General features: G+C 61.0%; 23 protein-coding genes. 14 read left to right on the top strand and 9 right to left on the bottom strand.

Annotated elements, in window-relative coordinates; translation table 11 throughout:
- Positions 1-139: 139 nt before the first annotated feature.
- On the top strand, positions 140-1804 hold the full coding sequence (gene ettA, locus BLS75_RS28190) for an energy-dependent translational throttle protein EttA (RefSeq protein WP_011063569.1): 1665 nt from the start codon (positions 140-142) through the stop codon (positions 1802-1804).
- 287 nt (positions 1805-2091) lie between these two features.
- Positions 2092-3429, top strand: a complete 1338-nt coding sequence (gdhA, locus tag BLS75_RS28185) for an NADP-specific glutamate dehydrogenase (RefSeq protein ID WP_041119950.1) — start codon at positions 2092-2094, stop codon at positions 3427-3429.
- 6 nt (positions 3430-3435) lie between these two features.
- On the opposite strand, the gene BLS75_RS28180 is transcribed toward gdhA, so the two are convergent.
- From BLS75_RS28180 to BLS75_RS28165, 4 genes are all read right to left on the bottom strand, one after another.
- Positions 3436-3927 carry a GreA/GreB family elongation factor gene (locus BLS75_RS28180; RefSeq protein WP_072452986.1) on the bottom strand — a complete coding sequence of 164 codons (492 nt, stop codon included), beginning with the start codon at positions 3925-3927 and terminating at the stop codon, positions 3436-3438.
- A 73-nt stretch (positions 3928-4000) separates the two neighbouring features.
- Positions 4001-4357 carry a hypothetical protein gene (locus tag BLS75_RS28175; protein WP_011063566.1) on the bottom strand — a complete coding sequence of 119 codons (357 nt, stop codon included), beginning with the start codon at positions 4355-4357 and terminating at the stop codon, positions 4001-4003.
- A 159-nt stretch (positions 4358-4516) separates the two neighbouring features.
- Entirely contained in the window at positions 4517-6370 is a 1854-nt protein-coding gene (locus BLS75_RS28170) for an Lnb N-terminal periplasmic domain-containing protein (RefSeq protein ID WP_041119947.1), read from the bottom strand.
- 92 nt (positions 6371-6462) lie between these two features.
- Positions 6463-6951 carry a DUF3015 domain-containing protein gene (locus BLS75_RS28165; RefSeq protein WP_011063564.1) on the bottom strand — a complete coding sequence of 163 codons (489 nt, stop codon included), beginning with the start codon at positions 6949-6951 and terminating at the stop codon, positions 6463-6465.
- A gap of 276 nt (positions 6952-7227) precedes the next feature.
- Here BLS75_RS28165 and BLS75_RS28160 point away from each other — a divergent pair, with 276 nt between their 5' ends.
- Both BLS75_RS28160 and BLS75_RS28155 read left to right on the top strand, forming a co-directional pair.
- The gene (locus tag BLS75_RS28160) at positions 7228-9666 is read left to right on the top strand and encodes a Lon protease family protein (protein WP_015637098.1); all 2439 of its coding nucleotides are present in this window, start codon (positions 7228-7230) and stop codon (positions 9664-9666) included.
- Positions 9667-9880: 214 nt separating this feature from the next.
- Positions 9881-10222: a PA4575 family protein gene (locus BLS75_RS28155; protein ID WP_015637097.1), complete on the top strand. Its 342-nt coding sequence runs from the start codon at positions 9881-9883 to the stop codon at positions 10220-10222.
- A 3-nt stretch (positions 10223-10225) separates the two neighbouring features.
- On the opposite strand, the gene BLS75_RS28150 is transcribed toward BLS75_RS28155, so the two are convergent.
- Complete coding sequence (locus BLS75_RS28150) at positions 10226-12052, bottom strand: hypothetical protein (RefSeq protein WP_072452988.1); 1827 nt, start codon at positions 12050-12052, stop codon at positions 10226-10228.
- Between the two features lie 162 nt (positions 12053-12214).
- Between BLS75_RS28150 and BLS75_RS28145 the strand changes: the two genes are divergently transcribed.
- The 3 genes from BLS75_RS28145 (at position 12215) to BLS75_RS28135 (ending at position 13888) form a co-directional block, all read left to right on the top strand.
- Positions 12215-12703, top strand: a complete 489-nt coding sequence (locus BLS75_RS28145) for a TIGR00645 family protein (RefSeq protein WP_015637095.1) — start codon at positions 12215-12217, stop codon at positions 12701-12703.
- A 134-nt stretch (positions 12704-12837) separates the two neighbouring features.
- Positions 12838-13143 (top strand): DUF6482 family protein, encoded by a 306-nt coding sequence (locus tag BLS75_RS28140; RefSeq protein ID WP_011063559.1) that lies wholly within the window; start codon positions 12838-12840, stop codon positions 13141-13143.
- A 127-nt stretch (positions 13144-13270) separates the two neighbouring features.
- A complete protein-coding gene (locus BLS75_RS28135) occupies positions 13271-13888 on the top strand; it encodes a BamJ family beta-barrel-assembly machinery protein (protein WP_007924751.1) in 618 nt (205 codons plus the stop codon).
- Between the two features lie 90 nt (positions 13889-13978).
- Here BLS75_RS28135 and BLS75_RS28130 read toward each other — a convergent pair whose 3' ends face one another.
- The 3 genes from BLS75_RS28130 to BLS75_RS28120 form a co-directional block, all read right to left on the bottom strand.
- Positions 13979-14248: a PA4570 family protein gene (locus BLS75_RS28130; protein ID WP_011063558.1), complete on the bottom strand. Its 270-nt coding sequence runs from the start codon at positions 14246-14248 to the stop codon at positions 13979-13981.
- Positions 14249-14453: 205 nt separating this feature from the next.
- Positions 14454-14795, bottom strand: coding sequence for a zinc ribbon domain-containing protein YjdM (locus tag BLS75_RS28125; RefSeq protein ID WP_011063557.1), 342 nt, complete (start codon positions 14793-14795; stop codon positions 14454-14456).
- Positions 14796-14917: 122 nt separating this feature from the next.
- Positions 14918-15886, bottom strand: coding sequence for a polyprenyl synthetase family protein (locus BLS75_RS28120; RefSeq protein WP_011063556.1), 969 nt, complete (start codon positions 15884-15886; stop codon positions 14918-14920).
- 378 nt (positions 15887-16264) lie between these two features.
- On the opposite strand from BLS75_RS28120, the gene rplU reads away from it, so the two are divergent.
- The 5 genes from rplU to BLS75_RS28095 all read left to right on the top strand — a co-directional run bounded on the left by rplU (position 16265) and on the right by BLS75_RS28095 (position 20074).
- On the top strand, positions 16265-16576 hold the full coding sequence (rplU, locus tag BLS75_RS28115) for a 50S ribosomal protein L21 (protein ID WP_003228361.1): 312 nt from the start codon (positions 16265-16267) through the stop codon (positions 16574-16576).
- Between the two features lie 35 nt (positions 16577-16611).
- Positions 16612-16869: a 50S ribosomal protein L27 gene (gene rpmA, locus BLS75_RS28110; protein WP_003228360.1), complete on the top strand. Its 258-nt coding sequence runs from the start codon at positions 16612-16614 to the stop codon at positions 16867-16869.
- A 195-nt stretch (positions 16870-17064) separates the two neighbouring features.
- Positions 17065-18288 carry an Obg family GTPase CgtA gene (cgtA, locus tag BLS75_RS28105; protein ID WP_011063554.1) on the top strand — a complete coding sequence of 408 codons (1224 nt, stop codon included), beginning with the start codon at positions 17065-17067 and terminating at the stop codon, positions 18286-18288.
- A 186-nt stretch (positions 18289-18474) separates the two neighbouring features.
- A complete protein-coding gene (gene proB / locus BLS75_RS28100) occupies positions 18475-19593 on the top strand; it encodes a glutamate 5-kinase (RefSeq protein ID WP_011063553.1) in 1119 nt (372 codons plus the stop codon).
- Between the two features lie 19 nt (positions 19594-19612).
- Entirely contained in the window at positions 19613-20074 is a 462-nt protein-coding gene (locus tag BLS75_RS28095; RefSeq protein WP_072452991.1) for a CreA family protein, read from the top strand.
- A 116-nt stretch (positions 20075-20190) separates the two neighbouring features.
- Here the strand turns inward: BLS75_RS28095 and rpsT are convergent, their stop codons facing one another.
- The gene (gene rpsT, locus BLS75_RS28090) at positions 20191-20469 is read right to left on the bottom strand and encodes a 30S ribosomal protein S20 (RefSeq protein ID WP_007924739.1); all 279 of its coding nucleotides are present in this window, start codon (positions 20467-20469) and stop codon (positions 20191-20193) included.
- Between the two features lie 252 nt (positions 20470-20721).
- Between rpsT and murJ the strand changes: the two genes are divergently transcribed.
- Together murJ and ribF are read left to right on the top strand one after the other, a co-directional pair.
- The gene (gene murJ, locus BLS75_RS28080) at positions 20722-22260 is read left to right on the top strand and encodes a murein biosynthesis integral membrane protein MurJ (RefSeq protein WP_011063551.1); all 1539 of its coding nucleotides are present in this window, start codon (positions 20722-20724) and stop codon (positions 22258-22260) included.
- Positions 22261-22388: 128 nt separating this feature from the next.
- Positions 22389-23333: a bifunctional riboflavin kinase/FAD synthetase gene (gene ribF, locus BLS75_RS28075; RefSeq protein ID WP_176876778.1), complete on the top strand. Its 945-nt coding sequence runs from the start codon at positions 22389-22391 to the stop codon at positions 23331-23333.
- Positions 23334-23346 lie beyond the last annotated feature (13 nt).

Below are 23346 nucleotides of genomic sequence, written 5' to 3'. Positions count from 1 at the left end.
GTTACGCGGGAGCGTTCCAGCTCCAGACAATCAGGCTTTTTCCGCCCGTCGGTATTGATCATGGTCAATGCCGGCGCAGCGCATGGCCTGGCCCGGGCCCGGCCCGTTCTATTCATCTGTCACTGACGCTAGGTTCACCATGGCTCAATACGTCTTCACCATGCATCGGCTGGGCAAGGTTGTTCCGCCGAAGCGGGAAATCCTGAAAAACATCTCCCTGTCCTTTTTCCCTGGCGCTAAGATCGGCGTGCTGGGCCTCAACGGTTCGGGCAAGTCCACGCTGCTGAAGATCATGGCCGGCGTCGACACCGAGTTCGAGGGCGAAGCCCGCCCGATGCCGGACCTGAACATCGGTTACCTGCCCCAGGAACCCCAGCTGGACCCGGCCAAGACCGTGCGTGAAGTGGTCGAGGAAGCGGTCAGCGTGATCAAGGACGCCCAGGCGCGCCTGGACGAGGTCTACGCCGCCTATGCCGAGCCGGATGCCGACTTCGACAAGCTGGCCGCCGAGCAGGCCAAGCTGGAAGCCATCCTGCAGGCCAGCGACGGCCACAACCTGGAGCGCCAGCTGGAAGTGGCCGCCGACGCCCTGCGCCTGCCGGCCTGGGACGCCAAGGTCGAGCACCTGTCCGGTGGCGAGAAGCGTCGTGTGGCCCTGTGCCGCCTGCTGCTGTCGGCCCCTGACATGCTGCTGCTCGACGAACCCACCAACCACCTGGACGCCGACTCCGTCGCCTGGCTGGAGCACTTCCTCCACGACTTCCCGGGCACCGTGGTTGCGATCACGCACGACCGTTACTTCCTGGACAACGTTGCCGGCTGGATTCTGGAACTCGACCGCGGCGCCGGCATTCCTTACGAGGGCAACTACTCCGGTTGGCTGGAAGCCAAGTCCGACCGTCTGGCCCAGGAATCCAAGCAGCAGTCGGCCCATGAAAAGGCCATGAAGGAAGAGCTGGAGTGGGTGCGCAAAGGCGCCAAGGCCCGCCAGTCGAAATCCAAGGCTCGTCTGCAACGCTTCGAGGAAATGCAGTCCCAGGAATTCCAGAAGCGCAGCGAAACCAACGAGATCTACATCCCGGCCGGCCCGCGCCTGGGTGACAAGGTCATCGAATTCAAGAACGTCACCAAGGGCTACGGCGATCGCGTGCTGATCGACAACCTGTCGTTCTCCATGCCCAAGGGCGCCATTGTCGGCGTGATCGGCGGTAACGGTGCCGGTAAATCGACCCTGTTCCGCATGCTCATGGGCAAGGAAACCCCGGATTCGGGCAGCATCGAGATCGGTGAAACCGTGCAGCTTGCCTGCGTGGACCAGAGCCGTGAGGACCTGGACGGCAGCAAGACCGTGTTCCAGCAGATCTCCGACGGTTCCGACCAGATCCGCATCGGCAACTACGAGATCCCGTCGCGTACCTACGTCGGCCGTTTCAACTTCAAGGGCGGCGACCAGCAGAAGTTCGTCAAGGACCTGTCCGGTGGTGAGCGCGGCCGCCTGCACCTGGCCCTGACCCTGAAGGAGGGTGGCAACGTCCTGCTGCTCGACGAACCTTCCAACGACCTCGACGTTGAAACCCTGCGCTCCCTGGAAGAAGCCCTGCTGGACTTCCCGGGCGCCGCCATTGTGATCTCCCACGATCGGTGGTTCCTGGACCGGGTGGCCACTCACATCCTGGCGTACGAAGACGACTCCCAAGCGGTGTTCTTCGAAGGCAACTACACCGAGTACGAAGCCGATCGCAAGAAACGCCTAGGCGAAGCCGCAGCGCAACCGCACCGGGTACGGCACAAGAAGCTGGCCTGATCGGTTAACTGCTTGAAAAAACGGGGCCTTCGGGCTCCGTTTTTTTATGCCTGGCAGAAACCTGGGCGGTTAATTTTGGGGCGTGGCTCAACGTTCAAAGTGAGTGCAAAGCAGTCAATTTTTGTCACCAATTCGGTGCGTAAAACAGCTGAAGAACCGGGCTATTTATATTTATTGCACCATTTAAATTCATATCTGCGACATTTTGCGCTGTCGCGGTGCGGATTGAATTGATAAAGTCCCGGGCAAATCTCTTCTTAACGACAATAAATTTGCCGAGACTTCCCATGATCGAATCCGTCGAAGACTTCCTCGCCCGCCTGAAAAAACGCGACCCGGACCAGCCTGAATTCCATCAGGCGGTGGAAGAGGTCCTGCGCAGCCTCTGGCCGTTTCTCGAAGCCAATCCGCACTACCTGAGCTCCGGTATTCTCGAGCGGATCTGTGAGCCGGAACGCGCGGTGGTGTTTCGCGTGTCGTGGGTCGACGATCAGGGCAAGGTCCGGGTCAACCGCGGCTTCCGCATCCAGATGAACAGCGCCATCGGCCCGTACAAGGGCGGCCTGCGCTTCCATCCCTCGGTCAACATGGGCGTGCTGAAATTCCTCGCCTTCGAGCAGACCTTCAAGAACTCCCTGACCTCCCTGCCCATGGGCGGCGGCAAGGGCGGTTCGGACTTCAACCCCAAGGGCAAGAGCGACGCCGAGGTGATGCGCTTCTGCCAGGCCTTCATGAGCGAGCTGTACCGGCATATCGGTGCCGACGTTGACGTCCCGGCCGGTGACATCGGCGTGGGTGCCCGGGAAATCGGTTTCCTCTTTGGCCAGTACAAGCGCCTGAGCAACCAGTTCACGTCGGTGCTGACCGGCAAGGGCATCAGCTACGGTGGCAGCCTGATCCGCCCCGAGGCCACGGGCTTTGGCTGCGTGTACTTCGCCGAGGAAATGCTCAAGCGCCGTGGTGATCGGGTCGAAGGCAAGCGCGTGGCCATCTCCGGCTCCGGCAACGTGGCCCAGTATGCGGCACGCAAGGTCATGGACCTGGGTGGCAAGGTGATCTCCCTGTCCGATTCCGAAGGCACCCTGTATTGCGAGTCGGGCCTGAGCGAAGAGCAGTGGCTGGCGGTACTGGAACTCAAGAACGTGCAGCGTGGGCGTATCAGCGAGCTGGCGAGCCAGTTCGGCCTGGAGTTCCGTGCCGGCAAGACTCCGTGGGACCTGCCGTGCGATATCGCCTTGCCCTGCGCCACGCAGAATGAACTGGACGCCGAGGCGGCCCGTACCCTGCTGCGCAACGGCTGCACCTGTGTCGCCGAAGGTGCCAACATGCCGACCACTCTGGAGGCTGTGGATATCTTTATCGACGCGGGCATCCTCTTCGCCCCGGGCAAGGCGTCCAACGCCGGTGGCGTGGCGGTGAGTGGCCTGGAAATGTCGCAGAACGCCATGCGTTTGCTGTGGACCGCGGGTGAAGTGGACAGCAAGCTGCACAACATCATGCAGTCGATCCACCACGCTTGCGTGCACTATGGCGAAGAGAATGGCCGGATCAACTACGTGAAGGGCGCGAACATCGCCGGCTTCGTCAAGGTCGCCGATGCCATGCTGGCCCAGGGTGTGGTCTGAACCGTCTCAGGCCGGTTCGATGCGGATGATCTCGATCAACTGATTGCCCGCCGGCCTTTGCCACAGGACTTCGTCCCCCGGTTGTGCTCCCAGTAGGGCACGACCCAGGGGCGAGGCCCAGTTGATCAGGCCCCTGGCCGCATCCGCTTGATCCTCCCCCACCAGTTGCACGCTGTGCTGGCGATCCTGTTCATCGGCGAAGGTCACCCGGCTGCCGATCTGCACCTTGTCGGTTGAAGTGGCCGTCGTCACCACTTGGGCGCTGTGCAGGCGCTGGGTGAAATAGCGCAGGTCGCGCTCAAGTTCGGCCATTCGCTGCTTGTCGGCGTCATCCCCCAGGTCGTTTTGCTCGCTGTGCTGGCTGTGCAGCAGGGCAACCCTGGCCTGCAATTCGGCAAGGCCCTGGGGCGTGACGTAATTGGGCTGGGCGCTGATCTGGCGCTCCACCGGCTGCTCGGCCTGGGCGGCTTGATCTTCATTGACGAAAGCGCGGCTCACGGTTTTCTCCTTGAAGGGAGGCGGGTGGACCATGGTTGCAGGCTTTTCACCTGGGCGGTTACCTGAAAGCGACCTACGGCGAGCGATAGGCCCGGGCCGCATCGCGGTCCTTTTCCTGCTGCCAGGCTCGCTCGCGCTCGTCCCAGTGCCGCTCTCGATACTCGTTGCGGTCCTGGTTCTCCAGCATGGCCTGGCATTGGCGGAAACCATCGTTCCAGCCTTCGGCGTATTGCGCGTCCTTGAGGTAGCGCGGTACGTCCTTGCGAAACTCTCCGCTCATGGAACCCGCCGCCTGGCGGCCGCTGACGCAGCCGGCATCGAAGCCATCGGCAAAGGCCGGCGGATAGCCCTGCGCCAGCAGATGCTCATGGGTTGATTCACAGCCACCGACTAGCGCCAGCAACAGCGCTGCCCACCCGTACCGCCACATTTTCGTCTCCCAGGCTTCCTCTGCGTGAAGTCTAGAAGGGCGTTTGTCAGCAAGCCGTGAAAGCCGGGTGATCAACCCATTTATCCGTGGCCGCTGGTGCAGGCTGCGACAAGGTTCGCAGCACCTTCCAGGGCCCTTGAGAGCGGCCTCTGGCTGCCTTTAGTAGTGATACCACTTGAGTTCGAGCATGACCTCGTTGACCGGAGTCGCCAGTTGGCTGAACTCCCGCTGTGCGCTCAGGCGCAGGCCCAGGTTGCGCGACAGCTCCCACTGCTGGTTGAGGCTCAGGCTGCGGCGTACCTCGCCATTGGTGAAGTAGTCGCCCTTGGCCTCAAGGCTGAAGTTGCCCAGCGGGTTTTTCCACAGCAGCCCGGAGTTGAAGCCCGCTGCCGGGGCGATGAAACCAGCAAAGTCGGCGTTGTGCTCGACTCGCACCGTGCCCAGGACAAAGCCCAGGGTGTCCTCGCCCAACTGCCAGGTGCCGCCGGCCCCGCCGTTGACGTGGCTGACCAGGGTCTCGTCGTCGTGTTTGCCCGGTACTCGCTCCAGGCCGCCGGTGACCTGCCAGGACCAGGGTTGCAGCAGGTCGTTGCGTGGGGTCAGGGAACGGATGGTCGCCAGGTCCAACTGTTGCAACTGCCAGTGGTTGCCTTCGTACTGGCGCAGCTTCATCTGCAGGATCTCGATCTGCGCCCCCAGGGGGAAGCCTTCGGCGTTGTCGTTGAGGTCGTGATAGGCCATGCGCAGGCCGTACTCGGCGAAGGCCTTGTCGTCCCGGGTGCCGACTCCCAGCTGCCAGGTGCGCGACTGGTGGCCGTCTTCCGGCAGGCCGGGGCGCTGGATCTGCAGCTCCGGTGCCGGGTTCTGGTTGATTGCCCGCAGCAGTTCGAAACTGCGTTGCGAGCGCTGCGCATCTCGCTCCAGGCCGTTGGCCCGGTAGCGTTCAAGACGGTAGGCGGCATCCACGATCAAGGCCTGGCGATCCCGGGGCAGAGCCTTCAGCTCAGGGGCCTGCAATTGCTTCTGGTCAGCGCTGACCTTGAGCACCCATTGCTGTTCCTCCGGGTCCAGGGGCTGGGCGCGGCTCAGCAGCTCCCGCTCCCGGGACGGGCGATAGTCGATGCGTTCCACCAGCCCGGCGTCCTTGACTGCCTTGACCGTATCGGTAGGGATCGCCGTCAGCGGGAACTGTTCGGTCAGGCGCAGGCTAGGGCGCGCCACTTGCAGCAGTTCCAGGAGCCGGTAGGAGCAGTTTTCATCGAAGAAGAAGTAGTCGAACTTGATCTGCTTGAGTTCCCAGACATGCTCCACCATGCGTTCGGTTTCGGCCTGGGTCAGGTTCAGGCGGTACTCCCACAGGTCGCGGTTTTCCAGGCTGCGGTATTCCGAGAGCTTCTCCTGGTAGGGCACCAGAGCGAACAGCCCCGGATAGCCGCCCATCAGGCCTTTCCAGGCGTAGAGAATGCTGTTGTCCGAGCCCTCGATATAGGCCCCGAAGTTGATTGCGTAGCTGAGCAGCGCGGTGTTGTTGCTCTGTACGTCCGCCTGATCGATGCGCAGCAGGGTGTGGCCGAACATCGACGAGGGGCTGTTCAGGTAGGCCGCGGGAAAGATCATCACCGTGCTGTGGGGCGAGACATCCTTGAACCATTGCTTGAACTCGGCGCACTCCACCGGAGGCAAGTCATTCAGGCCCAGTTGCGCCTTGAGCCAGCGGGTGCGGGACGGATAGACGCACTGGGCATGCTGGTCACCCGCATCGGCGGGGGCGTAGAGGGCGTTCAGGGTCGCGGCCAGCTCAGCGTCGGGATGATGGGCACCGTCGGCAGCGAGGAAGAATTTCGGGTCGCTGACATAACTGCGCCAGCCGCCGAGCTTGGCAGTTTCGTAGTGACCTATGGATATCCAGAAGGGGTCATTGGCCAGTTGCTGCAAACGTTGAGGGTCGATGTGAGGCGCGGCATACAGCGGGGCGCAGACACAGAGCGCCAGGTAGGCAAGGCGTTTGAGCATGTTGGGCAACTTAAGTCGGAAATACAAAGACCCAAGGTGGGCAAGGTCCGGAAAATAAAACCCGCTCCTCGCGAGGAGCGGGTGGGGCGAGCTTAAGCTGGGGTTGCGTACTTGGCCAGGCGCGCGTCGTTTTTCAACACGGCCAGGGTATTGGTGTGCACATCTTCCGCGGTCACGTCAGCCTTGCTGAAGATCTGTTGGAAGTGCTCGTGGGTAACCGCGGCAAAGTGCGCGCGATCCTCAGGGGCTACACCGAGTACCACGGCGTAGGTGGTCAGGGCTTCGCCTTGACCCTTGGCCATGTCTTCGGAGAGCTCGTTCATCATGCCGTTCATGGCGAACCAGGACTTGCCGCCATAGGTCAGCGAGGCATTGGTCGAGCAGCCGTTGGTACCGGAGGTCATGCCGAAAGTGGCGTTGCCTGAGGTGCCGTTGGTGGTGGATGCGAGGAAGTGCGCCGGAGTGCCGCGTTGGCCTTCGAACAGCATGTTGCCCCAGCCGCAATCCGGGCCGCCTGGCGCCTGGGCCATGGCGTTGAGGGATACAGCGGTGAAAAGAGTACCGAGAAGAATCCGTTTCATAGCGTTGTTCTCTTTGTGTGCATACCAATGGACAGGGAGACTGGCCCATGTGGGCGCCAGTGGGCCGGTTATCTATCCAGCCGCGCAGTTTGGAGTTTAGGCAGGTTCCTCAGGTTCCGTAACTATTTACAAAACAATACCTGAAACAGCTGGTTTTACTTGGTGCGGGTCGTGGCCTGCGGCTTGTCTATGCTTTCCCCTGAGGCGCGCCTTGCCAGCCGGGCATACCCGGCGCCAGAATGCCGCCATCTGCCCCGCCTGATGTAAGGAAGCCCGATGCCTGATCCTGTTGCTGCCAGCCTGCGTCTTGCGCCTGAAGCGCTGACCCGTCCTTTCTCTGCTGAACAGTTCAGCTTCTCCACAACCAATGATCTGGAGCCCTTCCGCGGTGTGCTAGGCCAGGAACGTGCGGTCGAAGCCTTGCAGTTTGGCGTGGCCATGCCGCGCCCCGGCTACAACGTCTTTGTCATGGGCGAGCCGGGCACCGGCCGCTTCTCTTTCGTCAAACGCTATCTGAAGGCCGAAGGCAAGCGCCTGCAGACCCCGTCGGACTGGGTCTATGTCAACAACTTCGACGAGCCCCGGGAACCCCGGGCACTGGAGCTGCCAGCGGGGGCCGCGGGCAGTTTCATCAGCGACATCAACGGCCTGATCGATAACCTGCTGGCCACCTTTCCGGCGGTCTTCGAGCACCCTTCGTACCAGCAGAAGAAGAGCGCCATCGATCGCGCCTTCAACCAGCGCTATGACCGCGCCCTGGATGTGATCGAGCGCCTGGCCCTGGAAAAGGACGTGGCGCTGTACCGCGACAGCAGCAACATCGCCTTTACCCCGATGTTCGAAGGCAAGGCCCTGGACGAGGCTGAGTTCGCCCAGTTGCCCGAGGCCGATCGCGAACGCTTCCACGAGGACATTTCCGCCCTGGAGGAGCGCCTCAACGAAGAACTGGCGAGCCTGCCGCAATGGAAGCGCGAGTCGAGCAACCAGTTGCGCCAGCTCAATGAAGAAACCATCACCCTGGCCCTGCAGCCCTTGCTCGCGCCGCTGTCCGAGAAGTACGCGGAAAACGCCGCGGTCTGCGGTTACCTGCAGGCCATGCAGGTCTATCTGTTGAAGACCGTGGTCGAACAACTGGTGGACGACAGCAAGACCGACGCCGTGGCGCGCAAGCTGCTGGAAGAACAGTACTGCCCGAGCCTGGTGGTCGGTCACCCGGCCAGCGGTGGCGCCCCGGTGGTATTCGAGCCCCATCCGACCTACGACAACCTGTTCGGGCGCATCGAGTACAGCACCGACCAGGGGGCGCTCTACACCACCTACCGGCAGTTGCGCCCTGGCGCCTTGCACCGGGCCAATGGCGGTTTCCTGATTCTGGAAGCCGAGAAGATGCTCAGCGAACCCTTTGTCTGGGACGCGCTCAAGCGCGCCCTGCAATCGCGCAAGCTGAAGATGGAGTCGCCACTGGGCGAGATGGGCCGCCTGGCCACTGTGACCCTGACGCCGCAGGTGATTCCGCTGCAGGTCAAGGTCATCATCATTGGCGCCCGCCAGTTGTATTACACGCTGCAGGACCTGGATCCGGACTTCCAGGAGATGTTCCGGGTACTGGTGGATTTCGACGAAGACATTCCGATGGTGGACGAAAGCCTGGAGCAGTTCGCCCAGTTGCTGAAAACCCGCACCTCGGAAGAGGGCATGGCGCCACTGACCGCCGACGCCGTGGCGCGGCTGGCCACCTACAGTGCGCGCCTGGCGGAGCATCAGGGGCGCTTGTCGGCGCGTATCGGTGATCTGTTCCAACTGGTCAGCGAAGCCGATTTCATCCGGCACCTGGCTTCGGATGAAATGACCGACGCCGGGCATATCGAGCGCGCGCTGAAGGCCAAGGCCACGCGTACCGGGCGGGTGTCGGCGCGGATTCTCGACGACATGCTGGCGGGCATCATCCTCATCGACACCGATGGTGCAGCGGTAGGCAAGTGCAACGGCCTGACGGTGCTGGAGGTCGGGGACTCGGCCTTTGGCGTACCGGCGCGGATCTCGGCCACGGTCTACCCCGGCGGCAGCGGTATCGTCGACATCGAGCGCGAGGTCAATCTCGGCCAGCCGATTCACTCCAAGGGGGTGATGATCCTCACGGGTTACCTGGGCAGCCGTTACGCCCAGGAGTTCCCCCTGGCGATTTCCGCGAGCATCGCCCTGGAGCAGTCCTATGGCTATGTGGACGGTGACAGTGCTTCGCTGGGCGAGGCCTGCACGCTGATTTCGGCGCTCTCCAAAACCCCGCTCAAGCAGTGCTTCGCCATTACCGGCTCGATCAACCAGTTTGGTGAGGTGCAGGCGGTCGGCGGGGTTAACGAGAAGATCGAGGGCTTCTTCCGTCTGTGCGAGGCCCGTGGCCTGACTGGGGAGCAGGGGGCGATCATTCCCCAGGCCAACGTCGCCACACTGATGCTCGACGAGAAGGTCTTGCAGGCGGTGCGAGCCGGGCAGTTCCATGTGTATGCGGTGCGCCAGGCCGATGAGGCCCTGAGCCTCCTGGTGGGCGAGCCGGCTGGTGAGCCGGATGCCGAAGGGCAGTTCCCCGAGGGCAGCGTCAATGCGCGTGTGGTGGAGCGGCTGCGGGTGATTGCCGAGATGATCAGCGAAGACGACCTGAAGGAGGCCGAGAAGGAACAGGCCCAGGAGGCGTTGGCCGATACCAAGCCGGCGTGATGCTGTTCGATGGCGAGGGGGGTGTTCCCTCGCCATTGGCGCCAGGCCGCTGACGCCAATTTTTCAAAATAGACCATTCGGCGCCTGTTGGATCGGTCAACTTTGTTTATCAGGCTTTTCTTCTATTCTCAGGGCAAGGAGAACGACAGTCGTCGCTGGATCGAAACAGCCTTGCGTTGAAGGCTGAATAGTGGATCTACCGAGGGTCGCCGCCATGTCGCGCAACCTTTGCCTTACTCGCCAATGCCTTGGCCTGGTTACCCGTATCGAATGCATTGTTCGCCCTTTGGCGGGGGACAACGGTATGTGGACCCTTCTCTTCGCCGCCGGAATGGCCGGTGAACAACCCTCGGCGATCAAGTCCCAGGGGCCGTTCTGCGGACCTGTGGTGGCCGAATCGATCCTCGATTCGATCGTTGAAAGCCTGACTACCCACGGTTACCAACTGGCCGACGATCCGCAGATATGGTGCCTGCATCTGCAGGCCCAACTGCGGCAGATCAACGGTGAGCGGGGGCGTCACGCCGGGGATTTCCAGTTCCATCCCGAACACTGATGGCTAGGGTGGTGTCGGCTCGGCTTTGTCGAGTTTGACCTCGAAGCCGTATTCGACGGCATTGAGTTCGCTGCGCTCGTAGCTTTCCAGTTGGCTGGGCTGGCCGTAGAAGTAATGCACGTCGAACAGCGCGGGCCCGTTGTTCGAGGCGTCGTGGCTGACGGCAAGGATCTCCTTCAGGTACTGGCCACTGTCGTCCTTGGCATAGAAGCGCCAGGCATCCCCGGGAAAGAGCTTCTGGTCGACTATCAGGGCATTGCCCTTGAGCTCCAGGCCCTTGGGCAGTTGCTGGGCATTGATGGTTTTTTTCTCGATGTTGGCGAGAAACAGCGGGATAGAGCCGACGGCATAGGCCGGGGTTTCCGGGAACAGGTTCAGGTCATAGGTGATGACGCCACGCATGGGGTCGATTTCAAAGGCCTCGTCCGGCAGTTCGATCGGTTCGCCACGCTGGCCCTTGTCGTCCTGAGTGAAGAAGGTCAGCGGGGTGTCGCCGGCATTGAACTCCGAGCCCAGCAGTTCGTCGTTGAAGGTCCGCGGGTGGCTGAACTCAATGCGTGCTGCACTGGCATCTTCTACCGATTGGCTGATGGTCACGGACTTTTTCAATGAGTCCTCATCAAGCTCCGCGCCCTTGAGGTAGCTGGCGGCCTGATCGTCATAGACCACCACCGGCATCGGCAGTGGCTGGATGTTCTTGTCGGTGGTGAGCCGATCGAAGCGGTGTACCGGCAGGTCGAGGTCCTTGCGGGTCACACTGGCCTGAGCGAAGTCGAGTACGGCGACCTCCAGCTTGTCGATCTGGCCGTTGAAATACACCTTGGCGTAATGCTGGGTGTGCTGCTGGTCGAAGGCTTTCTGCTCATCCTCCAGTTGCTTCTCGAACGCCTCGCTCCAGCTCTTCTGCTTTTGCATCTCGGCCAGTTGCTGGCGGTAAAAGGCGACCTGCTGGGCGCTCTCATTGATCGAGCCCGACCGAGAGAGGATTTGTCCGCTGCTGTCCCGAGCCTGCGCCAGCAAGGGGTTGAGGGAGGCGTCGTCGGCTTCCTCAGGCAGGGCGGCGTTATTGCTCAGTTCGATTTCGGCGACATTCTTTTCCAGCGCCAGCAAGGTCAGGCTGATGTTGCCGTCCTGGCGTGGCTTGCCGATGTCGGCCCGGGTCAGTTCGAAGGTCAGGGTGCGGCCGGGAGCTATCACTTCCAGTTTGCCCTGCAGCGAGACTGGCTGCGGCTGGTTCTTGTTGTCCACTTCCAGGCCCTCGATGAAGGGATAGGTCACGGTCAGGTCATCCGGGTTGGTCAGGTTGGAACTTGACGGGCTGAGTTGAATCCCCGGGTCGGTTTCCGACCATTCGGGCTGAAAGGGGATGACCTTCTTGTTGCTCAGGGTGACGGACTGCCACTCCAGGCCATGGGGAAAGGGGAACTGCGCGGGCATGTTGAAGCTGAAGGGGAACACCGGCTGCAGGTCGGTCAGGTAGTCCGAGCTGGAGGGCTTGCGCAGCACGAACAGGCCATTGACGTAGGTGTCCACCAGCGCCTGGGCCGTGGGGTAATGCTTGAGCAGGGCCAGGCTGTCGTCACCGTATTCGGTTTCGATCGGCTTGCTGTCGAGCTTGATCTGCGCACGCTCCAGCAGCAGCAGTGAGCCGCCGAGGTCGGCGATGGCGTCCTTGAGCTTGGGGTCCTGGATGGCGTCCAGGGATTTTTCAAACTGTGCGGTCCTCTCTTCGAGGCTGGCCTGCTTCTTTTCGTCGCTGGGTGAACAGCCGCCGCTGATCAGCAGCGCCAGACCAAGGCCGAAGCTGGCCAAAGGCAATCGCAAATCCATTTTCCAGTCTTCCTGTCCAGTGTCGGTGGGCGGTGGCAATGGCTTCGACACTAGCAGAAAAAACGTTCGGAAAAACCCGTGGGTCAGGGGATTGTCTGTGGTTTATGGGCTTTTGGCGCGCTGATATACTCGCCGCCGTTTTTACACCGGGTACGAGATTCAATGGAACGTTTTATCGAAAATGCAATGTATGCCTCACGCTGGCTGCTGGCGCCGATCTACTTCGGATTGTCCCTGGGCCTGCTGGCACTGGCATTGAAGTTTTTCCAGGAAGTCTTCCACGTTATTCCCAATGTGTTCTCCATGGCCGAGTCCGACCTGATCCTGGTGCTGCTGTCGCTGATCGACATGGCGTTGGTGGGTGGCCTGCTGGTGATGGTGATGATTTCCGGCTACGAAAATTTCGTGTCGCAACTGGACATCGATGAGGACAAGGAAAAGCTCAGCTGGCTGGGCAAGATGGATTCTTCGTCGCTGAAGATGAAAGTGGCGGCGTCCATCGTCGCGATCTCCTCGATCCACCTGCTGCGGGTGTTCATGGACGCCAAGAACACCCCCACCGAGTACCTGCTGTGGTACGTGGTGATCCACATGACCTTCGTGATCTCGGCATTTGCCATGGGGTACCTGGACAAGCTGACCAAGCACTGACCGCCCCTGCCCACCGGACACCTGCCGCCCGGCCGTTGCGAAACGGACGGGCGGCGTTGTTTGTGGCTTGTGCTTTTTCCGGGGGGGGCATATCCCTGTAGGGGTCATGGCTTTCAATTGCACGAGGTGCGCTCATGAACCTGCAGGAAATGAATGCCTACGCCATTGCCGGAAAAGTCGATGAGTTGAACCTGATTTCGCTGGAAGGCGGAATCTACCTGCTTGAGGCGCGCATGCACGGGGCTGCATACCCGTTGAGCGACGCCCATGGGCAGATGTTTCATCTGCGTTCGGTGGAGCATGCCCGTGAAGTGCTGCAGTCGTTTCCCAAGCTGCCGTTCAACCTGATCCACACCTCGGTGCATGACGAGATGTGCGGGTTGTCTGCCAGCGCCGAGGAAAGCCTCAAGGTGCCGATCACCCTGCACTCCGGCTGGTAGCGTCGGGGTTGCGCTGATTGTCGCCGGACTTCTGTGCTAGTCTGCTCGCCCTTTTGGTTCCGGGCGCTCCGGAAGGTGCTGTGTTTCCACGGCCTTTCCCGAGCCGTCCGCACAGCGGAGCAGTGTCATGTCCGAAGTAAATCTGTCCACCGACGAAACCCGCGTCAGCTACGGCATTGGCCGTCAGCTGGGCGACCAACTGCGTGACAACCCGCCACCGGGCGTGAGCCTGGATGCAATCCTGGCCGGTCTGACCGACGCTTTCGCCGGTAAGCCGAGCCGTGTGGGTCAGGAAGAAATGTCTGCCAGCTTCAAAGTCATCCGCGAAATCATGCAGGCTGAAGCCGCTGCCAAGGCCGAAGCGGCTGCCGGTGCCGGTCTGGCATTCCTGGCGGAAAACGCCAAGCGTGAAGGCATCACCACCCTGGCTTCCGGCCTGCAGTTCGAAGTGCTGACCCAGGGCGAAGGCGCCAAGCCATCCCGTGAAGACAGCGTTCGCACTCACTACCACGGCACCCTGATCGACGGCACTGTGTTCGACAGCTCCTATGAGCGCGGCCAGCCTGCCGAATTCCCGGTTGGCGGCGTGATCGCTGGCTGGACCGAAGCGCTGCAACTGATGAACGCCGGTAGCAAATGGCGTCTGTACGTGCCGAGCGAACTGGCTTACGGCGCACAAGGCGTGGGCAGCATCCCGCCGCACAGCGTCCTGGTGTTCGACGTCGAGCTGCTGGACGTTCTGTAACCCCTGTAGGAGCCAGCTTGCTGGCGATGAAGGCTGCGCACTCGCGGTCTGCTCATCGCCGGCAAGCTTGCCCCTTGATCGGCTTAGGTTTCATAGACGGATTTTTGCGCCCAGGCTTTGACCATCGGTGCCGGTCGGCCGCAAGGCTCTGGCGTAGCAGAACAAAAACAGGTTGCGCACCAATTCCTTGAGTACCAGCGGTTCGCTGGAGCTCAGGCCGTTCAGGTCCAGATCTCCCTGGTCCTGCAGCTCGTTCAGGGCTTCCTCTTCCAGCACCGCACAGACTTCCCCGGTTTCCCGATGCAGGATTCGCAGGTAAGGGTGTGGGCGGTCCAGCCAGGCATCAATCAAATAAGTCATGGTCGTCATCTCCTTGAATGGGGTTCAATGAGAATAATTCTTATTCAATGAATAGCAAGTGCCTATTGGCGGTTTCTGCTTTTTTCTGTGCAGAAATTGTTTTCGATCAAATCGACTGGCTTTCTGCTAGCAAGGTTGCGGGTTGACCGAGCGGGGAGGGGCGTAGGGGGGGGCCCTCTCGCGGCGGGCGCGAGAGGGGGGGGATTCAGACCTTGCGGACGAACTCGGACTTGAGTTTCATCGGGCCGATACCGTCGATCTTGCAGTCGATGTCATGGTCGCCATCGCACAGGCGGATGTTCTTGACCTTGGTGCCGACCTTGACCACCAGCGAGGTGCCCTTGACCTTGAGGTCCTTGATCACGGTAATGGTGTCGCCGTCTTGCAGCACGTTGCCCACCGAATCTTTCTTCACGGCTTCATCGGATACGGCTTCGGCTTCACCGCTGGCGGACCACTCGTGGGCGCACTCAGGGCAGATCAGCTGGGTGCCGTCCTCGTAGGTGTATTCGGAATTGCATTTTGGGCAGGGTGGCAAAGTGCTCACTTAAGCTCCTCAAAGTCAGGATGGCTAAAAAGCGCACATTGTATAGGGTTTTGTGGGCGAGAGGGGATGAAGGGGCGGCAGGGCAACGAGCCGGCTCCTGTGATGAGCAGGAGCCGGGCTGTTTAGTGGGTGCGGGCGACGGCGAATTCGCTCAGTTCCACCAGGGCATCGCGGTACTCGCTCGGTGGCAGGGCTTCCAGGCAAGTGATGGCGCGCGCAACGTAATCGCGGGCCAGTTGTGCGGTGTAGTCCAGGGAGCCCGAGGCCTCGACGGCGGCACGGATGCTTTCCAGATCTTCGATGCCGCCTTTCTGGATCGCCTGGCGAACCAGGGCTGCCTGCTCCGGTGTGCCTTCGCGCATGGTGTAGATCAGCGGCAGCGTCGGCTTGCCTTCTGCCAGATCGTCACCGACGTTCTTGCCCAGGGTCTCGGCATCGCCGCGGTAGTCCAGCAGGTCGTCCACCAGTTGGAAGGCCACGCCCAGATGGTCGCCAAAGGTGCGCAGGGCCTCGGCCTGTTCCTCGGTGGCGCCGGCCAGTGCGGCGGCGCTGTGGGTCGAGGCTTCGAAGAGCATCGCGGTCTTGCCACGGATGACTTCCATGTAGGTTTCTTCGGTGGTGCTGGCGTCACGCACCTTGGAGAGCTGCAGGACTTCGCCTTCAGCGATGATCCGGGTGGCCTGGGACAGGATGCGCATGACCGGCATCGAGCCCAGCTCGACCATCATTTCGAACGAGCGCGAGTACAGGAAGTCGCCCACCAGTACGCTGGGAGCGTTGCCCCACATGGCGTTGGCGGTTGAGCGGCCACGGCGCATGCCGGACATGTCGACCACGTCGTCATGCAGCAGAGTGGCGGTGTGCAGGAATTCGATGGTGGCGGCCAGCAGGCGCAGGTCGTCGCCTTCGCGGCCCAGGGCCTTGCCGCACAGCAGCACCAATAAAGGACGCAGGCGCTTGCCTCCGGCCGAGGTGATGTAATCGCCGATTTTGGAAACCAGCGGAACTCGGGAGGTCAGCTGTTTCTTGATGATGCCGTCGACGGCGCTAAAATCGTCCGCCACCGCGCGGTAGAAAGCTTGGGGTTGCATCAGCGACAGGTGCTCCAGAAGGGTTGCGCGGCATGCTAGGACCCACGTCCGCGGGTGTCAAGGCGCGGTCCCGCACGGCTAAAGCCCCGACGGGCTGTAATTTGTCAGGGTAAAACACTGGGGTATAGTCGCGTGCTGCCATTAAACCCAGGTTTCAGGGGGTTAGGTCCCCGGCGTCAGGGCTGGCAGCGTTGTCCGACGTGGCCTGAACGGCACTTGCAAGGCCATTGAGCCTTGCGTACAATCGCGCACCCTGAACTTCCTGGGCAGCACCTGCCTTACGCAATTGCACTTGGGCCGTTCCAGCCCCATGCAGCCATGCCAGCCAATACCTCTTCTTATAAAGAGCTGGGTGAGCAGGATTATCGGAGAAATACCATGTACGCAGTAATCGTTACCGGCGGTAAGCAATACAAGGTCGCTGAAGGTGAATACCTGAAGATCGAAAAACTGGAAGTCGCTACTGGCGAATCCGTGACTTTTGACCGCGTTCTGTTGGTCGCCAACGGCGACGACGTGAACATCGGCGCACCTGTTGTTGCTGGCGCAACCGTCAAGGCTGAAGTGATCTCCCAAGGTCGTCACGATAAAGTCCGCATCATCAAGTTCCGTCGCCGTAAGCACCACATGAAGCGTATGGGCCACCGCCAGTGGTTCACCGAGATCAAAATCACCGGTATTCAGGCTTAATTTCAGCCTAATTCCTCACTAGGAGAATTGAACTCATGGCACACAAAAAAGCTGGTGGTAGTACCCGTAACGGTCGCGACTCAGAAGCCAAACGCCTTGGCGTGAAGATGTATGGCGGCCAGGTCATCAAGGCCGGCAACATCATCGTGCGTCAGCGCGGCACCCAATTCCACGCTGGCTACGGCGTTGGCATGGGTAAAGATCACACCCTGTTCGCGAAAATCGAAGGCGTGATCAAGTTTGAAGTAAAAGGCGCCTTCGGTCGTCGTTACGTGAGCGTCGTCGCAGCTTAATTGCGCGATCGCTGGAAAAGCCCTGTCTCGCGACGGGGCTTTTTCGTTTGTGGGATGAGTCTCTTGCAAAACTGTTTGTACGAGCTGCCAGCGTTGGATGTTTCGGTCGTTGATTGAGGTCGCTGCGCTCATTTTTGCAAGAGTCTTATGTCTTAGTGCTTTTCAGCTCGCCCGTGTGGCGAGAGGCGTTTGAACATGAAGTTTGTTGATGAAGTATCGATTCGAGTAAAGGCTGGCGACGGCGGCAATGGTTGCATGAGTTTCCGTCGGGAAAAGTTCATCGAGAACGGTGGTCCCAACGGTGGTGATGGTGGTGATGGCGGCTCGATCTACATGGTCGCCGACGAAAACCTCAATACCCTGGTGGACTACCGCTACACCCGGCACTTCGATGCCGAGCGCGGCTCCAACGGCGGCAGTACCGACTGTACCGGCAAGAAGGGTGAGGATCTGGAGCTGCGGGTTCCGGTCGGTACCACGATCATTGATGCGGGCACTCAGGAAGTCATTGGCGACCTGACCAAGGCTGGCCAGCGGTTGATGGTGGTGCAGGGCGGCTGGCACGGTTTGGGCAACACCCGTTTCAAGTCCAGTACCAACCGTGCGCCGCGCCAGACCACTCCGGGCAAGCCGGGTGAGCAGCGTGATCTCAAGCTGGAGCTGAAGGTGTTGGCGGACGTGGGTCTGCTGGGCTTGCCGAATGCGGGCAAAAGTACCTTTATCCGCTCGGTGTCCGCGGCCAAGCCGAAGGTGGCCGATTACCCGTTCACCACCCTGGTGCCGAACCTGGGTGTGGTCAGCGTCGATCGCTGGAAGAGCTTCGTGATCGCCGACATTCCGGGTCTGATCGAGGGTGCTTCCGATGGTGCCGGCCTGGGGATTCGCTTCCTCAAGCACCTGGCGCGTACGCGCATCCTGCTGCACCTGGTGGACATGGCGCCGCTGGATGAAAGCAGCCCGGCGGATGCGGCAGAGGTGATTGTCAATGAGTTGATGAAGTTCAGCCCGTCCCTGGCCGAGCGCGAGCGCTGGCTGGTGCTGAACAAGTCCGATCAGATCCTCGAGGAAGAGCGTGAAGAGCGGGTCAAGGAAATCGTTGACCGCCTGGAGTGGACGGGGCCGGTATACGTGATCTCGGCCATCTCCAAGGATGGTACCGAGCGCCTGAGCCGCGACATCATGCGTTACCTGGAGGATCGTGCCGATCGCCTGGCAGCCGACCCTGCCTATGCCGACGAGTTGGCTGAGCTGGATCAGCGCATCGAAGACGAGGCGCGTGCCCAGTTGCAAGCCCTCGACGATCAGCGTGCTCTGCGCCGCAGTGGCGTGAAGAGCGTCCATGACATCGGTGATGATGACTGGGACGAAGAAGACGTTGACGATGAAGATGGTCCGGAAATCATTTACGTCCGCGACTGATTCGGCAGGAGCGGGCTTGCCCCGCGAAGACGGTTTATCTGGCAGGGTGCGGTGTTATCATCGCTGCCAAGCCAGCTTCCAAGGCGCCGCTCATTTGAGCGGCGTTTTGGTGTCTGCAGGATACAAATACGAATAACCCCATGAGTGGCGCTCGGTCGCGTCGCTCGCTGGCAAAGGTTGAATAAGATGCGGAGCAAGGTGACAGGTGCGCAGCGCTGGGTCGTTAAGATCGGCAGTGCGCTGCTGACGGCGGACGGCAAGGGGCTGGATCGCACGGCAATGGGTGTGTGGGTGGAGCAGATGGTGGCCTTGCATGAGGCCGGCGTCGAGCTGGTACTGGTTTCCTCCGGTGCTGTAGCGGCCGGCATGAGCCGCTTGGGCTGGACCGCACGACCGAGTGCGATGCATGAGTTGCAGGCCGCTGCGGCCATCGGCCAGATGGGGCTAGTGCAGGCCTGGGAGTCGAGCTTTGCCGAGCATGGCCGGCATACTGCACAGATTCTCCTGACCCATGACGACCTCTCCGATCGCAAGCGCTACCTCAATGCTCGCAGTACCTTGCGTGCCCTGGTGGAGCTCAAGGTGATCCCGGTGATCAACGAGAACGACACCGTGGTGACCGACGAGATCCGCTTTGGCGACAACGATACCCTGGCGGCGCTGGTGGCCAACCTGGTTGAGGCTGATCTGCTGGTGATTCTTACCGACCGTGACGGCATGTTCGATGCCGACCCGCGTAACAATCCTGATGCCCAGCTGATCTATGAGGCGCGGGCCGACGACCCGGCGCTGGATGCGGTGGCCGGTGGTACGGGCGGTGCGCTGGGGCGTGGCGGCATGCAGACCAAGTTGCGTGCGGCGCGGCTGGCTGCGCGTTCCGGGGCGCATACAATCATCGTTGGTGGGCGTCTGGATCGCGTGCTGGACCGCCTCAAGGCTGGCGAGCGCATTGGCACGTTGCTATCGCCGGAGCGCGGCATGCTGGCGGCGCGCAAGCAGTGGCTGGCCGGGCATCTGCAGACCCGTGGCACCCTGGTGCTGGATGAGGGGGCGGTGTCGGCTCTGTCCCAGGGTAACAAGAGCCTGTTGCCGGTGGGGGTCAAGCAGGTCCAGGGTGGTTTCCGGCGTGGTGAGATGGTGGTGTGCGTAGCGCCGGATGGTCGTGAGATTGCCCGTGGCCTGGCCAACTACAGTGCGCTTGAGGCGCAGAAGATCATTGGTCAGCCGTCCGACGCTATTGTCGGTGTCCTGGGGTATATGGCGGAGCCTGAACTGGTACACCGCGATAATCTGATTCTGGTGTAAGTGGCGTAAGGAAAAGCGTATGCGCGTAGCAAAAGGATTGTTGGGCTTGCTCTTGGCGATGCCGTTCATGGTGTCGGCGGAAGAGATCGGTCAGGTGTCCACGGTGTTCAAGTTTGTCGGGCCGAACGATCGGATCGTGGTCGAGGCGTTCGATGATCCCAAGGTCGATGGGGTGACGTGCTATCTGTCGCGAGCCAAGACGGGTGGGCTCAAGGGTGGCCTGGGTTTGGCGGAAGATCGTGCGGAGGCCTCCATTGCCTGTCGTCAGGTGGGGCCTATTGCGTTCAAGGGTGAGCTCAAGGATGGCGACGAGGTATTCAAGGAGCGCACCTCGCTGGTATTCAAGACCATGCAGGTGGTGCGTTTCCTGGATAAGAAGCGCAATACCCTGGTGTACCTGGTCTACAGCGATCGCCTGATCGAGGGTAGTCCGCAGAATGCGGTGACGGCTATCCCGATCCTGCCCTGGCCGCACCCGTAACGGAGTTTCTCCTGGCATGCTGGCCCTCTGTTGAAGGCGGGGCTGGTTTGCCGGGTGGGTAAATCGCGGGCAATAAAAAACCGACCCTTGGGTCGGTTTTTTAACAAGCGTGTCGCTTAGGCTGCAGCAGCAAGGTTCAGAGCCTTGATGTGGCCATTCAGACGACCTTTATGGCGAGCAGCCTTGTTCTTGTGGATGATGCCTTTATCGGCCATGCGGTCGATAACTGGCACAGCCAGAACATAAGCAGCTTGCGCTTTTTCAGCGTCTTTTGCGTCGATGGCTTTAACTACATTCTTGATGTAGGTACGAACCATGGAACGCAGGCTGGCGTTGTGGCTGCGACGCTTCTCAGCCTGTTTTGCACGTTTTTTGGCGGAAGGTGAGTTGGCCACCGTCGAGCTCCTCGAAAGACTTTTTGGGAAATAGCAAACAAAATAGGCCGCGAATCATGCCGATGAGTTGAAGTCTTGTCAAGGGCGGGTGATGCGTTCCGCTGAGTGGTCGATCTGAAGAGGCGGGATATTTATTTCCGGCGCTTGACCTGTAAACTCGCGAGCTTTGGCTCTGTGCTGTTGCGGCGCGGAGTATCGCATAAGTGGGTGTCTTTTCGCCTGCTGTTTATCTACAAGGCGCAAAACCTTTTCATGAACCTGCTCAAGTCGTTGGCCGCCGTCAGCTCTATCACGATGCTTTCCCGGATACTGGGGTTTGTGCGTGACACCATCATCGCGCGCACTTTCGGTGCCGGGATGGCCACCGATGCCTTCTTCATTGCCTTCAAGCTGCCCAACCTGCTGCGGCGCATCTTTGCCGAAGGCGCGTTCTCCCAGGCGTTCGTGCCGATCCTGGCAGAGTACAAGAGCCAGCAGGGGGAAGAAGCGACCCGTACCTTCATTGCCTATGTCTCGGGTCTGCTGACCCTGGTCCTGGCGCTGGTGACGGCTTTGGGCATCATCGCCGCGCCCTGGGTGATCTGGGCCACGGCACCGGGGTTCGTCGACTCTCCGGAAAAGTTCGCCCTGACCTCTGACCTGTTGCGGGTGACCTTTCCTTATATATTGCTGATCTCGCTGTCGTCTCTGGCCGGGGCAATCCTCAACACCTGGAATCGTTTCTCGGTGCCGGCCTTCGTGCCGACCCTGCTCAACGTCAGCATGATCATTTTTGCGGTGTTTCTGACGCCGTATTTCGATCCGCCAGTGATGGCTCTGGGCTGGGCGGTGCTGGCTGGCGGCCTGGCGCAGTTGCTGTATCAGCTGCCGCACCTGAAGAAGATCGGCATGCTGGTGCTGCCGCGCCTGAACCTGCGGGATACCGGGGTCTGGCGGGTGATGAAGCAGATGCTGCCGGCGATTCTCGGGGTTTCGGTGAGCCAGATCTCGTTGATCATCAACACCATCTTCGCCTCTTTCCTGGTAGCCGGTTCGGTGTCGTGGATGTATTACGCCGACCGCCTGATGGAGCTGCCGTCCGGTGTGCTGGGGGTGGCGCTGGGCACCATTCTTCTGCCGACCCTGGCCAAGACCTACGCCAGCAAGGACCGCCACGAGTATTCGCGGATTCTCGATTGGGGCCTGCGCCTGTGTTTCATCCTGGTGCTGCCGTGCTCCCTGGCCCTGGGTATCCTCGCCGAGCCGCTGACCGTGTCACTGTTCCAATACGGTGAGTTCAGTGCCTTCGATGCGTCCATGACCCAGCGTGCGCTGGTGGCTTATGCCGTGGGTTTGCTGGGGATCATCGTGATCAAGGTGCTGGCGCCAGGCTTCTATGCGCAGCAGAACATTCGTACACCGGTGAAAATCGCCATCTTTACGCTGATCGTCACCCAACTGCTGAACCTGGCTTTTATCGGCCCCCTGAAACACGCGGGCCTGGCCCTGGCCATCAGCGCCGGGGCCTGTATCAACGCCGGACTGCTGTTCTACCAGTTGCGCAAGCAACAGATGTTCCAGCCGCTGCCGGGGTGGGGGCGGTTCACCTTGAAGTTGCTGTTGGCGGTAGCGGTCATGTCCGCGGTGTTGCTGGGCCTGATGCATTTCATGCCGGCCTGGGATCAAGGCCACATGCTCCAGCGGTTCCTGCGCCTGGGCGTGCTGGTGGTGGCTGGGGTGGTGGCATATTTCGGCATGCTGGCGCTGCTGGGCTTCCGTTTGCGCGACTTCAATCGCAAGGCCTTGAACTGACGGCTGTTTAGTCGCCAGGGCAGGGCAGGCATCGGTTTTGTCGGATCAACCACATTGGGTGCGGTGCTGCCTGTCGTCGGCCGCCGGGTGTGGTTATAATCGACCACTTTATGAGCAAGAAGCGCGTTATGCAGCTGGTTCGAGGCCTCCACAATCTGCGCCCCCAGCATCGGGGCTGCGTCGCCACTATTGGCAACTTTGACGGTGTTCACCGTGGTCACCAGGCTATCCTGGGCCGGCTGCGCGAACGTGCGCTCGAGTTGGGCGTGCCCAGCTGCGTGGTGATTTTCGAGCCCCAGCCGCGGGAATTCTTTGCCCCCGAGACGGCTCCGGCGCGTCTGGCCCGCCTGCGGGACAAGCTGCAGTTGCTGGCTGACGCCGGTGTCGACCGGGTGCTGTGCCTGGCCTTCAACCAGCGCCTGAGCAAACTCAGCGCCAAAGAGTTCGTCGAGCGAATCCTGGTGGATGGCCTGGGTGTACAGCACCTGGAGGTGGGTGATGACTTCCGCTTCGGTTGCGACCGGGTCGGTGATTTTGACTTCCTGCAGCAGGCCGGCGCCACCCACGGCTTTACCGTCGAGGCGGCGCAGACCGTCGAGCTCGACGGCCTGCGGGTGAGTAGTACCCAGGTCCGCAATGCCCTGGCCGCCGCCGATTTCGATCTGGCCGAGCGCCTGCTGGGTCGCCCGTACCGCATTGCCGGGCGGGTGTTGCACGGCCAGAAACTGGCGCGCCAGTTGGGTACGCCCACTGCCAATGTGCAGTTGAAGCGCCGTCGCGTGCCGCTTTCCGGGGTGTACCTGGTGAGTGTCGATCTCGATGGCAAGACCTGGCCCGGCGTCGCCAATATCGGCGTGCGGCCCACTGTTGCAGGTGATGGCAAGGCCCACCTGGAAGTACATCTTTTAGATTTTGCCGGCGATCTGTATGACCGGCGTTTGACGGTGGTTTTCCACCACAAGCTGCGTGAAGAGCAGCGTTTCGCCTCCCTGGAGGCGTTGAAGACGGCGATCAATGCGGATGTTGCCGCCGCCCGTGCCCAAGTGGCACGTATCCATAGCGCCAATCGCTAATGAAGAGCCTTAA

The sequence above is a fragment of the Pseudomonas sp. NFPP12 genome, from assembly GCF_900103205.1.
Taxonomy (GTDB): domain Bacteria; phylum Pseudomonadota; class Gammaproteobacteria; order Pseudomonadales; family Pseudomonadaceae; genus Aquipseudomonas; species Aquipseudomonas protegens.
Note: the sequence above shows the minus strand (reverse complement) of the source record. Positions and strands in the feature narration are given on the sequence as shown.

What these genes read in the sequence shown, in the direction of transcription:
- BLS75_RS28130 (WP_011063558.1), bottom strand. Translation starts at nt 14,248, where the DNA reads ATGACTTATTTGATTGATGCCTGGCTGGACCGCCCACACCCTTACCTG.
- BLS75_RS28145 (WP_015637095.1), top strand. Translation starts at nt 12,215, where the DNA reads ATGGAACGTTTTATCGAAAATGCAATGTATGCCTCACGCTGGCTGCTG.
- ribF (WP_176876778.1), top strand. Translation starts at nt 22,389, where the DNA reads ATGCAGCTGGTTCGAGGCCTCCACAATCTGCGCCCCCAGCATCGGGGC.
- BLS75_RS28170 (WP_041119947.1), bottom strand. Translation starts at nt 6,370, where the DNA reads ATGCTCAAACGCCTTGCCTACCTGGCGCTCTGTGTCTGCGCCCCGCTG.
- proB (WP_011063553.1), top strand. Translation starts at nt 18,475, where the DNA reads ATGCGGAGCAAGGTGACAGGTGCGCAGCGCTGGGTCGTTAAGATCGGC.
- murJ (WP_011063551.1), top strand. Translation starts at nt 20,722, where the DNA reads ATGAACCTGCTCAAGTCGTTGGCCGCCGTCAGCTCTATCACGATGCTT.
- BLS75_RS28165 (WP_011063564.1), bottom strand. Translation starts at nt 6,951, where the DNA reads ATGAAACGGATTCTTCTCGGTACTCTTTTCACCGCTGTATCCCTCAAC.
- BLS75_RS28175 (WP_011063566.1), bottom strand. Translation starts at nt 4,357, where the DNA reads ATGTGGCGGTACGGGTGGGCAGCGCTGTTGCTGGCGCTAGTCGGTGGC.
- BLS75_RS28160 (WP_015637098.1), top strand. Translation starts at nt 7,228, where the DNA reads ATGCCTGATCCTGTTGCTGCCAGCCTGCGTCTTGCGCCTGAAGCGCTG.
- BLS75_RS28135 (WP_007924751.1), top strand. Translation starts at nt 13,271, where the DNA reads ATGTCCGAAGTAAATCTGTCCACCGACGAAACCCGCGTCAGCTACGGC.
- BLS75_RS28095 (WP_072452991.1), top strand. Translation starts at nt 19,613, where the DNA reads ATGCGCGTAGCAAAAGGATTGTTGGGCTTGCTCTTGGCGATGCCGTTC.
- gdhA (WP_041119950.1), top strand. Translation starts at nt 2,092, where the DNA reads ATGATCGAATCCGTCGAAGACTTCCTCGCCCGCCTGAAAAAACGCGAC.
- cgtA (WP_011063554.1), top strand. Translation starts at nt 17,065, where the DNA reads ATGAAGTTTGTTGATGAAGTATCGATTCGAGTAAAGGCTGGCGACGGC.
- BLS75_RS28120 (WP_011063556.1), bottom strand. Translation starts at nt 15,886, where the DNA reads ATGCAACCCCAAGCTTTCTACCGCGCGGTGGCGGACGATTTTAGCGCC.
- BLS75_RS28155 (WP_015637097.1), top strand. Translation starts at nt 9,881, where the DNA reads ATGTCGCGCAACCTTTGCCTTACTCGCCAATGCCTTGGCCTGGTTACC.
- rpmA (WP_003228360.1), top strand. Translation starts at nt 16,612, where the DNA reads ATGGCACACAAAAAAGCTGGTGGTAGTACCCGTAACGGTCGCGACTCA.
- rplU (WP_003228361.1), top strand. Translation starts at nt 16,265, where the DNA reads ATGTACGCAGTAATCGTTACCGGCGGTAAGCAATACAAGGTCGCTGAA.
- BLS75_RS28150 (WP_072452988.1), bottom strand. Translation starts at nt 12,052, where the DNA reads ATGGATTTGCGATTGCCTTTGGCCAGCTTCGGCCTTGGTCTGGCGCTG.
- BLS75_RS28140 (WP_011063559.1), top strand. Translation starts at nt 12,838, where the DNA reads ATGAACCTGCAGGAAATGAATGCCTACGCCATTGCCGGAAAAGTCGAT.
- ettA (WP_011063569.1), top strand. Translation starts at nt 140, where the DNA reads ATGGCTCAATACGTCTTCACCATGCATCGGCTGGGCAAGGTTGTTCCG.